General features: G+C 44.2%; 12 protein-coding genes. 2 read left to right on the forward strand and 10 right to left on the reverse strand.

Translation table 11 applies throughout. From position 1 onward, the window contains the following. Positions 1-28 precede the first annotated feature (28 nt). From LJ658_RS13110 to LJ658_RS13145, 8 genes are all read right to left on the reverse strand, one after another. Complete coding sequence (locus LJ658_RS13110) at positions 29-2,341, reverse strand: GH92 family glycosyl hydrolase (protein ID WP_230546975.1); 2,313 nt, start codon at positions 2,339-2,341, stop codon at positions 29-31. 15 nt (positions 2,342-2,356) lie between these two features. Continuing rightward, entirely contained in the window at positions 2,357-3,898 is a 1,542-nt protein-coding gene (locus LJ658_RS13115) for a hypothetical protein (protein ID WP_230546976.1), read from the reverse strand. Positions 3,899-4,090: 192 nt separating this feature from the next. After that, positions 4,091-4,582: an energy transducer TonB gene (locus LJ658_RS13120; RefSeq protein ID WP_230546977.1), complete on the reverse strand. Its 492-nt coding sequence runs from the start codon at positions 4,580-4,582 to the stop codon at positions 4,091-4,093. A gap of 12 nt (positions 4,583-4,594) precedes the next feature. Beyond that, positions 4,595-5,569: a polyprenyl synthetase family protein gene (locus tag LJ658_RS13125; RefSeq protein WP_230546978.1), complete on the reverse strand. Its 975-nt coding sequence runs from the start codon at positions 5,567-5,569 to the stop codon at positions 4,595-4,597. A gap of 105 nt (positions 5,570-5,674) precedes the next feature. Beyond that, positions 5,675-7,813 (reverse strand): ribonuclease R, encoded by a 2,139-nt coding sequence (rnr, locus tag LJ658_RS13130; RefSeq protein ID WP_230546979.1) that lies wholly within the window; start codon positions 7,811-7,813, stop codon positions 5,675-5,677. 149 nt (positions 7,814-7,962) lie between these two features. Continuing rightward, entirely contained in the window at positions 7,963-9,654 is a 1,692-nt protein-coding gene (locus LJ658_RS13135) for an ABC transporter ATP-binding protein (RefSeq protein ID WP_230546980.1), read from the reverse strand. Position 9,655: 1 nt separating this feature from the next. Then, complete coding sequence (locus tag LJ658_RS13140) at positions 9,656-10,363, reverse strand: 3'-5' exonuclease (RefSeq protein WP_230546981.1); 708 nt, start codon at positions 10,361-10,363, stop codon at positions 9,656-9,658. 119 nt (positions 10,364-10,482) lie between these two features. After that, positions 10,483-11,985, reverse strand: a complete 1,503-nt coding sequence (locus LJ658_RS13145) for a PAS domain-containing sensor histidine kinase (protein ID WP_230546982.1) — start codon at positions 11,983-11,985, stop codon at positions 10,483-10,485. Between the two features lie 333 nt (positions 11,986-12,318). Between LJ658_RS13145 and LJ658_RS13150 the strand changes: the two genes are divergently transcribed. Next, positions 12,319-12,705 (forward strand): two-component system response regulator, encoded by a 387-nt coding sequence (locus LJ658_RS13150; protein ID WP_230546983.1) that lies wholly within the window; start codon positions 12,319-12,321, stop codon positions 12,703-12,705. 36 nt (positions 12,706-12,741) lie between these two features. Next, complete coding sequence (locus LJ658_RS13155; RefSeq protein WP_230546984.1) at positions 12,742-13,125, forward strand: single-stranded DNA-binding protein; 384 nt, start codon at positions 12,742-12,744, stop codon at positions 13,123-13,125. Between the two features lie 2 nt (positions 13,126-13,127). Here the strand turns inward: LJ658_RS13155 and LJ658_RS13160 are convergent, their stop codons facing one another. Together LJ658_RS13160 and LJ658_RS13165 are read right to left on the reverse strand one after the other, a co-directional pair. Further along, positions 13,128-13,820: a hypothetical protein gene (locus tag LJ658_RS13160; protein ID WP_230546985.1), complete on the reverse strand. Its 693-nt coding sequence runs from the start codon at positions 13,818-13,820 to the stop codon at positions 13,128-13,130. Positions 13,821-13,996: 176 nt separating this feature from the next. Continuing rightward, positions 13,997-15,391, reverse strand: a complete 1,395-nt coding sequence (locus tag LJ658_RS13165) for an arginine decarboxylase (protein WP_230546986.1) — start codon at positions 15,389-15,391, stop codon at positions 13,997-13,999. Positions 15,392-15,619: the final 228 nt, after the last annotated feature.

Below are 15,619 nucleotides of genomic sequence, written 5' to 3' on the forward strand. Positions count from 1 at the left end.
CTGCCAAGAAAGGCTTTTCTTATATACATTAAGCTCTAAGCGGCATTTCACCCATCTCCAGCACCAATGTTCCGCCGTTTACCAGGTCATCATGTGAGAACCACATCGAGTCCAGTTTTTTGCCATTCATGGTTGCCGACTGGATATATTTTTTGGTTTTTGAACTGCCGTTGGCTAATAGGGTAAACACCTTACCGTTTGGCAGGTCTATACTAACCTTGCTAAATACCGGACTGGTTATTGTATATACCGGCGATCCTGGTTTTAATGGAAAAAAGCCCATTGCACTAAATACAACCACCGAAGACATGGAACCTCCGTCTTCATCGCCGGGCACACCTAATACCGTATCGTTAAAATAAACATCTAATATAAAGCGCGTCCATTTCTGCGTTTTCCACGGCGAACCGGTGTAGTTAAAGAGGAACGGGATCTGGAACGAACATTGATTGCCCATAGCAAACTGGCCGATGAGCCCCGTCATATCCGGAAATTTGGAATAGAACGTGGCACGGCTGCTTCCCAGCCCTTCTCTGAAAAATTGGTCGAGCTCCTGTTCAAATTTGTCTTTTCCGCCCATCAACTCTATCAGGCCCTCTATATCATGCGTTACGCCCCACTTATAGGTATAACCGTTGTTTTCGTTATAATAGGATTGTCCCTGTGTTTTTGGGTCAATATCTACCCACTCACCTTTATCATCCTTAGGCATAAACAAAACCTTATCCCTGCTCCATAAATTTTTATAGTTTTTGGCTCTGGGCGCAAATTTAAGGTGAACCGGGATGTTACCCAATTCTTTAGCCAGCTCGCTAACCGCCCAATCATTATAGCTTGCAGCCAGCGTAACCGCAACGGCCGATCGCGCGCTGTGGTGGGCCTTAGCCACCGGGTCAGACTCAGCCTCGCCGGGGTGCAGGGCAGGGTAGTAGCCTTTTTCATAATAAAAGTCTTCCAGGGCACCTTTTGGACCGTTGGTAGAGGCGAGCATGGTAGCCTGCTCTGCATTCTTTACCATGCCTTCCAGGGCCTTTTTTGTATCGAAGTTTTTTATTCCCTTACGATAGGCATCCAAAAACATTACCGACGAATAAAACCCAAACATACCCGGCCGGTCGCCAAACACTTTGGGGTATTCGGGCATCCAGCCGCTTTGCTCATACATGTTAACGTACGATTGCAACATATCTCCTTCCTGTTGCGGATTGAGTATTGCGCGCAGCGGGTGTTGAGCGATATAATCGCCCCAGGTATAGTCATCGGTATAGATGTTGCGTTTATCATCATGTACCTTGTTATCATACCCGCTAAAATATTGGCCATCTTCGGTAATATTCACCATGCGTACATAACTACGGTATAATGCGGTATAGAAAGTCCGTTTTTGCGATACGGTGCCGCCTTCAACCTTTATTTGGTTAATAACTTTCTGCCATACTGCTTTGCCTTTAGCGGCCAGCTGATCAAATGTAATACCGGCAAGCTCTTTGTCGTGGTTTTTCTTCGCCTGTTCGGGACTAATGAATGATACACCGAATCTGAATTCAATAACATCCGGATCATTTTTAGCGTAGCTCATAGCCACTTTTTCGCCATTCATCATTTTAGGCGTAGCTAAAGCGCCCTGTACCGTATATTTTCCCCAATCCTTATCTCCCTCTGATTTTGTACCCGCCGGTTTACCTGAAAAGGTTCCGTACATATAAGCTTTCCCCTTTTGCGCATGGATACTGTCAATTACAAACTCGGTTCCGGTAACGCTGTTATCAGTGTCAATGCTGTATAAGCCGTTATCGTAACAGTGTGTAAGCAACACGTGTTTCTCAACATCTTTCGGAAATCTGAACCGGTAAATACCACCTTTATTGCTTACGGTATGTTCAACCCGTATGTCCTTTTCAATCAACGTAGTAGCATAGTACCATGGGCGGGTAATTTCCAGATCGTGGTCATAGGTCAGCCGCTCGTTCCAGTCGGCATCCGTAATCGGGCCTTTTGCCGGCCTTACCGAAAAGATTACCTGTGGCGTAATAACATTTAAGGACAGTAACGTAAAACCCGATACCTGGTCATCCAGATAGTCCTGGCGCCGCGGGTGCGTCCTTACCATTTGATTGGGTAAATGTACCACCGGGCGGTTTGTATTAAGCAGCGGGGCTATATTACCTATTGTTGGGTCGATATATTGCAGGTAATCATCTTCCGGGATATTAACAGTGCTTTCGGCCTGTTTTTCCGCGCCGTTTACAACTTTGGCAGGGATAACTGCAGTGGCGGCAATCATACCGCCGGCTTGCACGAATTTACGTCGCGAGATCCCGTCTTTTAAATCTTCTTTCATATAAAAGTATGTTTGTTAACCTTTCGTCGCTTCGCGGATCGCCCGTCCGGCGGCGTCAATAAGGTTCAAATTCATCTCAGAGTATTTGCGTGATATAATAATCCCGTCCGCACCGGCCCTATAAGCGGCAAGGGTAGCCTTATAAACATCATCAGTGGTTTGTTTACGGCTGTTTTTTCCGGTCGGGATACCGATATCAATACCGGGAAATATCAAACATTTGCCTTTAACACCTTTAAGGGCACGTTGCGTTTCGCGGTAAACATAATCGGGTGATAAGCCGGCCATAGGCAGATTATCGTAAGATGCTTCGTTCTCGCTATAACCCAGCAGGCGGCTGTTAAACCGCATAAGCTCTTCGTGCGGGATATCCTTGAATATCGTCGAACCTATATTTTTTATAAAATGCTGGTAACGCTCGCCGCCGCAGTTGTTATAAACCACTATTTTCAGGAAATCAACCCGGGTAGCGAGGTCTGCATAATCACGCGTAGCGCGAAAGAAAGGATTAAATGAGTTTACATGCTCAATATGCAAACCAACCAATTGCTTTTTACCGAGGGCCTTAATAGCTTTATAAACGTCGTCAACAATCTGGTGCTTGCCGTAGTCAAATAACTGATCCCAGGCAACAATCTCCGGGTATTCCAGCATGATCCGTTGAAACTCGACATAATAGCCATCGCTGGGTCGTTGATCAGCTAAAGCCGCTTTTGCAAAAGCATCCAGTTTATGATAGCCTTCTTTAGTACGTTCTAAGTTAATCCCGCGTTTCTTTGCCGCTTCCTGGTGATACCGGCAAAAGCAGGTAGATTTAGAAGGATCTACCGTGCCAACCAAATGGCTCGCCCCTAAAGCATTCAATAGCGGGCCGCTGCGTTCGTTAAAAAACACAAGCCCGTCAAGATCATAACTCGCGCAGGTATCGGTAGCCAGGGCTGTCCAAAAGGCGCGTACATTTGGGTTGAACAGGCAGGTTGTTTTTGTTTTACGGCCCAGCAGATCAACCTCGCGGCAATCATCAATGCCGGGTACATCATCGCGCCATTGATCTTCAATGGTGGCAAACAATTTCATGCCACGTTTGCGGGTGCCTTTGATCACTTCGGCAACTAAGTCGCGGCTCCCATATTCCGGCGACCGTGTATCTTTTAATGTTGTATTATTATAATATTGGGGATGGGGGATAGCATAGTTACCGCCATGATAATTCAGATCCTTTTCTTGCGGGCCGTGATCAGGAAACGGCTGGCCGCTAACCTGCCTGCCCGAAAGTCCGTCACCATAAGTAAATGTGTTTAAGAATATGGTGTTGATGGCACCGCGTTTTTGCAGGGTATCCAAAACTACATCTACGCCTTCATCAGCAAAGGAAGCTATGCCCACCTGGAGGCCATTGATCAATTCTTTAGCGGGTTTGTTTGCCGCAAATGCCGACATTTTTACCAGCGGGCCGGCAGCTAGCAAAGCAGCCAGTGCTGCACTGTTTTTAATGAATATACGACGTGGATTTTTACCAACAGCCGAAGCGACAGGCGATAGCTTTTTAGGATTCATAAAATCAGTTTATTATTGGTTGACTAAATATGCTAAATCTTCTTAGCATAATGGGTTACAACTGTTGTAAAAAAACTGATACTATAAGGATTTCCTGATGCTGAAGTATGAACAAAATACTTCAATCTTTACACGGCAGGCTGTAATAGGTGTACAAGAGGCCTTTTATTGGTATAATAAACACCCACCGGGCTATTTATTATACAGATCAGACGTTATCGGAATAGTGTAACTAACCCTTACAGGTTTGCCATTCAATAAACCGGGAAGCCATTTGGGGCTAAGCTTCAATACCCTTACTACTTCTGCATTAAAATCGTCTGAAAGGCCCCGTACAATTTTAATATTAGTTATCATTCCGTTTTTTTCTACAACAAAATTGGCAATAACTTTTTCTTTGTAGTCTTTATCTAAATAAGGCCACTTTAGATTTTTTTTCAGAAAAGAAGAGAGTTTTTCCATGCCTCCCCGGAATTGAGGCTGTGATTCAACCTGGTTATAGATAAAATTCTTATCATGCGTTGGGTTTACTTCCGGCTCAGGGATTGGCTCATCAATTCGTATGTCGATTGTTGAGTTATCTTTTGCTTTATCCAATTCGGTTTTTTTAGAATTTTGGGCGTATGTGCAGAATGAAGAAAGAACTCCGAAAAACAATACGTAATAAACTTTGATAAAAGACATATATTAAAGTTACTAATATTCCCTCACCATTAACCCATCAGCAAAATCGCGCAGGTATTGCTTGTTTTCTTCCGGCAGATTGATTTTCTCTAATGCCTCAAAAGCTTTATCGGCGTAGGCCTGCATCGTGGTTTCTGCATGTTGTTTTACCTGCACGGCGCTATAAACAGCCGTAACAGCCTCTACTTTTTCATGGTTATCAAATTGTTTGGCATCAATCCATTTGGTTAGTTCTGCGGTTTGTGTAGCATCCGCCAATTCCAGTGCTTTTATCAGCAGGTAAGTTTTTTTATTGGAGATAATATCGCCGCCAACCTGCTTGCCAAACTTTTCAGGGGAACCATATACATCCAGGATATCATCCTGTAACTGAAAAGCAATGCCAAGGTTTTCGCCAAATTCTGCAATCAGCTCAGCATCTTTCATATCGGCGCCGCCTAATATCGAACCAATTTTTAATGCGCCGCCTAACACAACAGCAGTTTTAAGCTTAATCATGTAAATATACTCGTTGATCTTAACGTCATTCCGGACCTCAAAATCCATATCCAGTTGCTGCCCCTCGCAAACGCCTACAGCAGTTTTGTTAAATATATCCAGGATCACCCGCAGCAAACGGTCCTCAACCTGCATCATCAGCTTGTAACCTTCAATCAACATGACATCGCCCGATAAAATAGCCGCATTGTGGTTCCAGCGCTCGTGTACCGTGACTTTGCCACGGCGTAAGGGGGCGTTGTCCATTATGTCATCATGCATCAGGGTGAAGTTATGGAACACTTCAATAGCCAAGGCAGGAGACAGGGCTTTTTCAACATCGCCACCAAAAAGATCGCAGGCCATTAAAAGCAGGGCAGGGCGCATGCGTTTGCCGCCCATGCCCAGGATATAATTTATAGGCTCATACAGCTCTGAGGGATACTCGGGGTATTTAAGCTGGGTAATCGCGTTGTCAATTAATAATTGTAATTCCTGTAGTTCTCTCATGTTTTGGTAAATGGTGAATGGTTGACTGAGTTAGCGGTAGCCAGATTTAATATCATCCGGACTTTATAACTCAATCAACCAAATCCAACTTAAATCAGCTATATACTAGTCTTGTACTAACGAAAAATCAATTTGTTTTTTTGCCAGATCAACGTTTTTAACACGGATATTTACTTCATCGCCCAACTGGTAAATTTTCTTTTTACGTTGTCCGATGATGGCATAATTTTTCTCGTCTAAAGTATAAAAATCATCAGAGATATCCCGCAGCCGGATCATGCCTTCGCATTTATTTTCAATGATCTCAACATACATACCCCATTCGGTAACGCCGGAGATCACTCCGCTGTAAATTGAACCAACCTGGTCCTTCAGGAACTCGGCTTGCTTATATTTAACTGACGAGCGCTCGGCATCAGCAGCTTTCTTTTCCATTTGTGATGCATGCTGGCACATTTTTTCATAATGATCTGCATTAACCGACTGGCCGCCGTCTAAATAATACTGCAATAAACGGTGTACCATCACATCCGGATAACGGCGGATAGGCGAGGTAAAGTGCGTATAATGATCAAACGCCAAACCGTAGTGACTGCTGGTTTTAGTGGTATAAATAGCTTTCGCCATTGACCGTATAGCTAAATGCGTCAATACGTTTTGTTCTTTCTTGCCCTCTACATCCTCCATTAAAAAATTAAGGGATTTGGCGATTTCTTTGTCTGATTTGGTATTGATTTTATACCCAAACCTGGCCGCGAAATTAGCAAAACTAGCCAGCGCGTCTGGTTTTGGCGAATCGTGCGCGCGGTATACAAAGGTGTATTTCTGTTTGCCCTTGCCCTTGTTGCTAACAAATTCGGCAACCTTGCGGTTGGCTAAAAGCATGTAATCCTCTATCAGTTTATGGGCATCTTTGCGTTCTTTTATATATACGCCCGTTGGCTTGCCCTTTTCGTCCAGGTGAAATTTAACCTCGGTTGTTTCAAAGCTGATAGCACCGTTCTTAAACTTACGATCGCGCAAGATATAGGCAAGTTCATTTAGTTTTAATAGTTCGACTGAATAGTCGCCTTGTTTGGCTTCAATTATTTCCTGCGCCTCCTCATAAGTAAAACGGCGGTTTGAGTTGATAACCGTTTTACCAAACCATTCGGTAACAACGTTAGCTTTGTTATCCAGTTCAAATACTGCCGCGAAACAAAGTTTATCTTCGTTTGGACGCAAAGAGCACAGCCCGTTTGACAGTCGCTCCGGTAACATCGGGATCACGCGGTCTACCAGGTAAACCGAAGTGCCACGGTCAAACGCTTCTTTATCCAGTGCAGAGTCGGTGATAATATAATGCGATACATCAGCGATATGCACCCCGATCTCGTAATTGCCATTCTCTAAAACTTTAAACGATATGGCATCATCAAAATCTTTAGCGTCAAAGGGGTCGATAGTAAAGGTTGTAACGTCCCTGAAATCTCTCCGTTTAGCAATCTCGTGCGCGGTTATGTCCGCTGATATTTCTTCGGCGTCATGTTCAACCTCGGCAGAGAACGATAGCGGGAAACCATACTCGGCAAGGATGGCGTTCATCTCGGTATCATTCTCGCCCTGCGCACCCAGGATATGTTTGATACGTCCCACCGGGTTCTTAGCCTGCGCCGGCCAGTCGGTAATTTCTGCAACGGCTTTGATCCCGTTTTTTGCCCCGTTGAGTTCGCTCATCGGGATAAAAATATCGTGCATCATTTTGCGGTCGTCGGGAATAAAAAAAGCGTACCGGTCTGACAGTTTTACGATACCGGTAAACTCCATTTTAGCGCGTTGTAATATTTCAATTACCTCGCCTTCCTGGCGTTTCCCTTTACTTATTGCATATACATAAACTTTAACGCGGTCGCCATTTAAAGCGTTGCGTAATTTACGCGGGGCAACAAATATGTCGGTTTCATCCGGATCATCCGTAACAATAAAAGCCGAGCCATCATTGGTCAGGTCAACCTTGCCCTCAACAAAAGTTTTTAATTCAATTAATTGAAACTTGCCGGGAGTAACTTCTTTTAAGGTTTGCTTAAATGCCTCCTCTTTTAAAATATCAAGTATGGTATATTTTGCATCAGGATCGCGGATATTTAATTTTGCTGATACCTGTTTGTAGTTTAGTGGTGTATTGCCATTTTGCTCAAAAATATCAAGCACCATTTGCGTGAGCACCTGGTTAATAGTTGAGCTGTGTTTCTTTTTATTAGACATAGATAGATATGTATTTATGCGAAGATACGGAAAAGAAGAATGCGGATTATGCAAAGCCCCGTACGGAAATTTGAATGTGTTTTTGAAATGATGTGGCTGTAACGCTAACTTAAGTGCAGTTTGCAACGTGCATTCACGCTAAAGCAAATTTAAAAATGCGGGATGGAGTCGATCAACCACTTTGTGTAGTCTTGTTTGGGATGATTATAAATATCGTCCGGATCGCCAATTTCAACTATTTCGCCTTTATTCATCACCATCATCCGGTCTGAAATATGTCTGATGACTGACAGGTCATGCGATATAAAAATATAGGTCAGTTTAAATTCCTGTTGCAACTCGCGTATCAGGTTTAACACCTGCGCCTGTACGGAAACGTCTAACGCGGATACCGACTCATCACAAATAATAAACCGGGGTTGTAATGCAAGGGCGCGCGCTATTACAATACGTTGCCGCTGCCCGCCCGAAAACTCGTGCGGGTACCGGTTAAAGTGGGCGGGCAGCAAATTCACCCTTTCCAGCAGTTCCATAACCTTTTGTTTACGTTGCTTGTCCCCGCTATATACGCCATGTACCTGCAGCGGCTCCATAATCGATTCGCCAACAGTTAACTGGGGATTTAAAGAAGAGTAAGGGTCCTGGAAAATGATCTGGATGTTACGCCGCATACGGCGCAGTTCATCTTTACCCAAACTCCGCAGATCATTCCCTTCAAAATTAATGTTTCCTGAGGTTGGCTCGATCAATCGCAGGATGCTCCTGCCCAATGTGGTTTTACCGCAACCTGATTCGCCAACCAGGCCCAGCGTTTCACCGGGGTAAACGTCAAAACTGACCTTGTTAACCGCCTTAATAACATTTTTCGGCTGACCAAAAATGCCGGTGCCGACCGGGAACCAGGTGCTGAGGCCCGTAACCTTTAAAATGGGATCCTGATTGTATAGTTTTGTTTTGTGCTCGGCCCGTTCTTTTTGGGTATAACTATAGGCTGCGCGCAATTGTGCTATGGTTGTATCACTATCCAAAAAGTCGGCAATTACCGGCAGTTTTTTAAGATGATATTTAACCGATGGCCGACAGGCCAGCAAGCCTTTGGTATAAGGGTGCTTCGGGTGGGTAAATAATGTTTTGGCGGCTCCTTCTTCCACTATTTCGCCTTTATACATCACCAGCACGCGGTCTGCTATTTCATTAACCACGCCAAGATCATGCGATATAAAAACAAGGCTCATCCCGCGTTCGTCCTTGATTTTTTTCAGGAGGTCGATGATAGTTTTTTGCACGGTTACATCCAGCGCCGTTGTTGGCTCATCAGCAATTAATATTTCCGGATCACAGGATAGCGCCATAGCAATCATTACCCGTTGCTTTTGGCCGCCGGATAGCTGGTGCGGGTAGCTGTCAAATATGGCTTCAGGGCGGGGGAGTTGCACCTCCTGAAACAGTTTGATGGTTTGAGCCTTTGCCTCCGCTTTGGTTGCCCCTAAGTGTAGCTGTATGGCTTCGGCCACCTGGAAACCGCAAGTCAGCACCGGGTTAAGCGAGGTCATGGGTTCCTGGAAGATCATCGCCAGCCGGTTACCGCGTACGGCCCGCATTTCTTCTTCAGTTAAATCAAAAAGACTAAATTCGTCCAGAACTACTTTTCCGCCGACTATAGAATTGCCTTTGTCCAGCAAACGCATTAAAGCCAGCGAAGTAACAGATTTGCCCGAACCCGATTCGCCTACGATGCCAATGGTCTCGCCTTTGGCCAGATTGAACGATACGTCTTTAACGGCATCAAATAAGCCGTTCGGCGTTTTAAACCCGATGTTAAGATTGGTTACGCTGAGCATATCAACCTACTATGGTAATATTTTCGTCAGCTATCAGCGCTTCGCCGCGGTATCGCCTTAATAGCTGGGCGGTAGCTATTACATCTTTTTGGCAATAGGTGCAAATGCGCTCCAGTTGATTTTCCTTCCAGTATACCGAGCCCACCATACTGCCGTCGATATCATCTTTTGGCGTAGGTATGTTAAATATAGAAGTAAGCAGGTTTAATGATGTATAGCTTTTATAATCGCCAAATTTCCAAAGTTCCATGGTATCCAGGTGACCGATCTCCCAGGGTTTCTTGCCGGCTATGTCCAACTGTTTGGGCAGGGGCAGGCCATTGATAAGCATACGGCGGCAGATGTATGGAAAATCAAATTCTTTACCATTGTGCGCGCACAATACCAGGTTGTTAGACTGGCCCGCCAGCATGCCTGAAAATCTTTCCAACAGGTCCTTTTCATCATGGCCGGCAAACGATTTTATGCGGAGCCCGCGGCTGCTGCCGCCGGTAAAAATACCTACCGATATACAAATGATCTTACCAAACTCTGCCCATATCCCGGCGCTTTCGTAAAACTCTTCGGCGGTTTCATCCTTGCGGATGCGCTGGGTTTTAAGGTCCCAGAGTTTTTTGAAATGGTCGGGCAGGTCATCATGCGTGCTGTATTGGGGCACGGTTTCAATATCCAATACCAATAAATTACCCAGATCGTACTGTTCAAGCATGCGTGTAGTTTATAACAGGCAATATAATAATTGACCGGGAACAATTAAACTAATATAAATCTTACTGACAGCCGCCTGACAGTGCAATGGCTGCTGAATAAGCCTGCAGTAGTTATCAGCTATCCCTCCGGCGGCAGCGTAAACCAAAATATACTGCCGACGCCCGGTTCGCTTTCGGCCCAGATCCGGCCACCGTGACGGCTGATGATCTCCTGCGAGAGGTAAAGGCCAATACCCAGCCCTGATACATTAGGGTTGGATTCGTCAACCCGGTAAAAGCGGGAGAAAACATGCTTTATTTTTTCCGGGGCGATACCTATACCGAAATCCCGGATGCCTACTTTCACATTGCCGGCTTCACGGCTCAGGTAAATAATTATCCGGTTGTTACCGGGCGAATAACGAATGGCATTGGTAAGCAGGTTGTTGATTACCTGTTCAATACGGTTAGGATCGGCGCTTATCATTAATTCGGCCAGGTCCGTCTCCAGTGTAATCTGGTAATTGTTATTACCGTACGAGAACAGCTCGATCACTTCGGTAATGACCTGCCGGATATCAAACCGCTCGATAGAAAAACGCAACTTGCCGGCCTCTATTTTGGATACATCCAGCAGATCTGATACCAGCACGCTCAGCTTTTTAAGCTGCCGGCGGGTTTTTTCCACAAACCGCGCGGCTTTTTCATCTTTTATCAGCGTACTTAATATCTGCAAATAACCACCGATGCTGGTGAGCGGGGTTTTTAATTCATGGCTTGCCAGCCCTATAAATTCGTCTTTCTTGTCATTAAGCGCTTTTACCTGTTCATAAAGCCGGGCCCTTTCTTGCTCGCCGTCCAGCTGTTCGCTAATATCACGTGCGATCTTTGAAGCACCGATTATCTTACCCGTGTCATCCACAATAGGAGATACGGAAAGCGAAATGGGTACCAGGCGCCCGTCTTTGGCCTTGCGGATGGTTTGAAAATGATCCAGCTTGTTGCCTTTTGATACCTCGCCAATGATGAAAATCTCTTCCTCAATCCTCTCGGGCGGAATAATGATGGTGACGTGTTTGCCGATAATCTCCTGTGCGGTATAGCCAAACATTTTCTCCGCAGCTTTATTCCAGCTGGTAATAATCCCGTCCAATGTTTTGCTCAGGATGGTATCGTCTGAACTGTCGACGATTGCAGCCAGCATTCCCTGTTTTTCAGTTACTTTTTTGTAAATGGAAATATCACGAACGATCTTTGAGGCACCGATGATCTTGCCTGACCGGTCGGTGATAGGCGAAATTGTAACCGATATGGGGATCAGGTGGCCGTCTTTAGCCATACGTATGGTTTCAAAGTGGTCTACCTTATTGCCTTTTGCTACGTTACTGATGATCAACTCCTCCTCGTTCATTCTGTCAGGGGGGATAATGAGCGAAATATGACGGCCAACGGCTTCCTGTTCTGTATAACCAAACATTTTTATGGCCGCCGGGTTCCAACTGGTAATAATACCTGCCAGCGTTTTGCTGATAATGGCATCGTCCGAATCAGCAATGATAGCTGCCAGTATAGCCTGCTTTTGGTCAGCTATACTCAGATCGCCCGACAGTAAGGGTATTTGCTTAGGAGCGTTCTTATCCATGTCAACAAATTAACCATTAATATTCCGATTTGTTATAATGTAGTTTCGCTTAGCCTCAGGCGGCCCCGGGTATTAACTGGTAATTATACCGGCATAAAATTGGCGACGTGTTTCAAACCCTAACCCGTTTTTGAACCATCTTATTCAATTAATTGAAAGTTAAGCCATTGTATATTTTATTATATTATACAGGTAGCAATTAAATTATAAAGAAACTTATTTTATTTACCTTTGTTGTTATAAGCGTATATCAGATTTATTTCACAGCCGCATCCTCCCCTTGCTAATTGCCGATAATTCTTTCAGATTTATTTAGTACTAACCCAAAAAGGCATGGAAAAGCGCATTTTAGTTATTGACGACGATATTGAACTCCTGGAAATATTGGACGGTGTTTTTACCCGGAATGGATTTCAGGTAGAGACAGTTACCGGGACGAACGACATCTTTAAAACAATAAAAGAGCGGTCGCCTGATTTGATTGTGGTTGACTACCTGTTAGAGGGTGTTAACGGCGGAGATATTTGTGCGCAAATTAAAAAGAATCCGTTTACGTGTGCTATACCGGTTGTTTTGATGACGGCTTTTCCCAGGGTACTGTTATCATTAGGCACTTATCAATGCGACGAATTTATTGAAAAGCCGTTTGATCTGGATCATCTGGTTAACCGGGTACAATATTATTCAGAAACTCCTGTTATTTCCAATAATATCAACTAACTTTATAATTAGATAATTTCATTTTCAATATGTTATATGCCCGGGATTAATAAGGTTATACTGGTTGGTTATTTAGGAGAGGACCCTGACTTTAAGGTACTGCCTGATGATACCGCAGTTTTATCGTTTCCGTTAGCTACCATTGAAACGGTAAACAAAAACGGGGCAAAGGTTGAACAAACCGAATGGCATAATATTGTTATGCTGCGCAGCCTGGCGTCGGCGGCAGCGCAGGTGCTTAAAAAAGGAAAGTTACTTTACCTGGAAGGAAAATGCCGCACCCGGACATTTGAAGACAACGAACGCGTTAAAAGATATATTACCGAGATATTTGTCGAGAGTTTTAAAATACTCGGCGCAAACAATGATCTTCAGGAAGAAAGCCTGACCAATGAACAATTGCACCTGTTAAAAAAATAGTTTCACTCTTTTACAGAAGGCGTCTTGTGTTTCTTCATCCATCCCCAGTTATAATAATTCATATCAAAGCCCTGTAAGTAACTGATCTTCCAGGTGCCGTTTTCTTTTTTAGCCTTTACGTTATAAAAAAAATTATCACCCCAGGTCCATTTAAAACTGGCTGCGTCCGTGGTGTATTTAATGCCGGTCAGGGTTAATTTATCCCAGTATCTGTCGGGATAGTCCTGGCAATTGCACCATTCGTTTACGTCGTCGTTAAATGTTGGTAACTCTCCTTCAATCCACAAGGACGATCCGTCTTTAAGCTCTTTGTCCATGCGTACGGCAACTGCGCGGTAATCCGCTAAAAATTCGGCGGCAAAAAAGCCGGTTTTAGTTAGGGCTTCAATAGCCCTGCTGTTTTCGGCCAGGTCAATGCCGTTGTATATGGTGTCTGCCGGGTTTTTCTTTGTGCCCGCAAAACCCTCAACTTTGGGCGTGGTGTCATACCATTTGTACATGGCCCTTACCAGTTTGGTAAGTTCGGCGCTATCCCGTTCATGATCAGCAGCAGCGGTCTTAATCTCAGTGATAGTTTTTTTTATTGTACCGGTGCTTTTTGTGGACGTATTTTGCCCGGGTTTATTGTCATTGCCACAACCCGTGACAAGGACGATGATCAACATATAAAAGGAGGCTGAGAGGATTAACTTCATATACTACAAATTAGTTTCCGAATAAAGATCATGGTAATTCCGGTATGATGGCGGGCAGCCAAAGATAATTCTGTCATAAGTTAGATATCACGTCTATAAAGCTAACCATTTGTCTAAAAATAACAAAGCCCGGTAGTTTATTACCGGGCTTTGTTTATGGATGAGTCAGCAAAATCTTAGGTAGTATAGCCTAAGATCTTCAACACCTGTTTACTGTTTTGTTCCTCGCCAAAAACCTCGAAGTTAAATGTCTCGTCGCGGTTGCGGCGGATAATAACATGTTTGGGCGATGGCAACAGGCAATGGTGTATGCCGCCATAGCCGCTTAAAACTTCCTGGTAGGCGCCGGTGTTGAAAAAGCCAAGGTATTGTACCTTACGGGTTTTAGGCATAAAAACACTGTTCATGTGTGCTTCCTGGTTGTAGTAATCCTGGCCGTCGCAGGTTATGCCGCCAAGGTTAACACGCTCGTATTCAGAGTCCCAATTGTTTATTGGCAACAGGATGTATTTTTGGTTAAGCGCCCAAACGTCGGGCAGATTGGTAATGAATGATCCGTCCAGCATCAGCCATTTCTCGCGGTCGTTTTGTTGTTTACGGCCCAATACTTTGTATAATATCGCCGACGCTTCGGCACAGGTATACTTGCCAAATTCGGTAATGATATCCGGTTCAACAGTATCGTTATCGGCACAGATCTCTTTGATCCGGCTCACGATCTCGTTGATCATGTACTCGTAATCAAAATCAAATACCAGCGAATCTTTAAACGGCATACCGCCGCCAATATCCAAAGTATCTAAATGCGGGTTGATCTTTTTAAACTTGCAGTATAGTGTTACGTATTTCTCCAGCTCGTTCCAGTAGTATGGCGTATCAGAGATACCCGAGTTAATGAAAAAATGCAGCAGCTTAACCTGGAAGTTAGGGTTGTTCTCTATCTTGTTATAATAAAAATCAATAATATCCTCCATGCGGATACCCAGGCGCGAGGTGTAGAATTGTGAGTCGGGTTGCTCCTCAGCAGCTATCCTTATACCCAGGTTGCACGGGGTAGCCATTTCTACCTCGTCATCATACAGGTTAAATTCTTCCTTATTATCCAGTACCGGGATGATGTTTTTAAAACCATCGTGCAGCATATCAATAATATATTGCTTGTACTGGAAGGTTTTAAAGCCGTTGCAGATAACGGTCATGTCCTTGGTCAAAGCGCCTTTTTTCTCCAGCGCGTCAATCATCGGCATATCAAAGGCTGATGATGTTTCCAGGTGGATCTCGTTCTTCAGCGCTTCTTCAACGATATGTTTAAAGTGCGAGCTTTTGGTGCAATAGCAATACTTATAGCTGCCGCGATAATTATTTTTGACGATGGCCTGCTGAAACAGCAACTTTGCCTGCTGGATTTTTTTGGTGACCATTGGCAAATAAGTGAAGCGCAGGGGCGTGCCGTACGTTTCAATCATCTCCATCAGATTAAGATCGTGGAAATATAATTCATCATCAATAATCTCGAAGCCTTCTTGCGGGAAGCCAACACTTAAGTCAAGAAATTCCTGGTAACTCTGCATTAATTAAAATTTTGGCAAAAATGTAATTTTTTAACGGAATTAACCGCTATTTGTTAGCGTAATTTTATTGTTGGAATGTAATTATTATAAAGTCGGTACTCAACAGCGCCTCTGGTTATTGATTTCATGGGGATAATGGCGGTTGTTTTTTCTTTTTTGGGGGTGACGCGCCGACAGTAATTTTGAAATCCCGCCCTCAATCCTTATCTTAACGGTGCAATAATTAAC

The sequence above is a fragment of the Mucilaginibacter sp. UR6-11 genome (assembly GCF_020880695.1).
Classification (GTDB): domain Bacteria; phylum Bacteroidota; class Bacteroidia; order Sphingobacteriales; family Sphingobacteriaceae; genus Mucilaginibacter.

Excerpts from the sequence above, each read along its gene's own strand:
- LJ658_RS13110 (WP_230546975.1), bottom strand. The coding sequence starts at position 2,341 with ATGAAAGAAGATTTAAAAGACGGGATCTCGCGACGTAAATTCGTGCAA.
- LJ658_RS13115 (WP_230546976.1), bottom strand. The coding sequence starts at position 3,898 with ATGAATCCTAAAAAGCTATCGCCTGTCGCTTCGGCTGTTGGTAAAAAT.
- LJ658_RS13120 (WP_230546977.1), bottom strand. The coding sequence starts at position 4,582 with ATGTCTTTTATCAAAGTTTATTACGTATTGTTTTTCGGAGTTCTTTCT.
- LJ658_RS13125 (WP_230546978.1), bottom strand. The coding sequence starts at position 5,569 with ATGAGAGAACTACAGGAATTACAATTATTAATTGACAACGCGATTACC.
- rnr (WP_230546979.1), bottom strand. The coding sequence starts at position 7,813 with ATGTCTAATAAAAAGAAACACAGCTCAACTATTAACCAGGTGCTCACG.
- LJ658_RS13135 (WP_230546980.1), bottom strand. The coding sequence starts at position 9,654 with ATGCTCAGCGTAACCAATCTTAACATCGGGTTTAAAACGCCGAACGGC.
- LJ658_RS13140 (WP_230546981.1), bottom strand. The coding sequence starts at position 10,363 with ATGCTTGAACAGTACGATCTGGGTAATTTATTGGTATTGGATATTGAA.
- LJ658_RS13145 (WP_230546982.1), bottom strand. The coding sequence starts at position 11,985 with ATGGATAAGAACGCTCCTAAGCAAATACCCTTACTGTCGGGCGATCTG.
- LJ658_RS13150 (WP_230546983.1), top strand. The coding sequence starts at position 12,319 with ATGGAAAAGCGCATTTTAGTTATTGACGACGATATTGAACTCCTGGAA.
- LJ658_RS13155 (WP_230546984.1), top strand. The coding sequence starts at position 12,742 with ATGCCCGGGATTAATAAGGTTATACTGGTTGGTTATTTAGGAGAGGAC.
- LJ658_RS13160 (WP_230546985.1), bottom strand. The coding sequence starts at position 13,820 with ATGAAGTTAATCCTCTCAGCCTCCTTTTATATGTTGATCATCGTCCTT.
- LJ658_RS13165 (WP_230546986.1), bottom strand. The coding sequence starts at position 15,391 with ATGCAGAGTTACCAGGAATTTCTTGACTTAAGTGTTGGCTTCCCGCAA.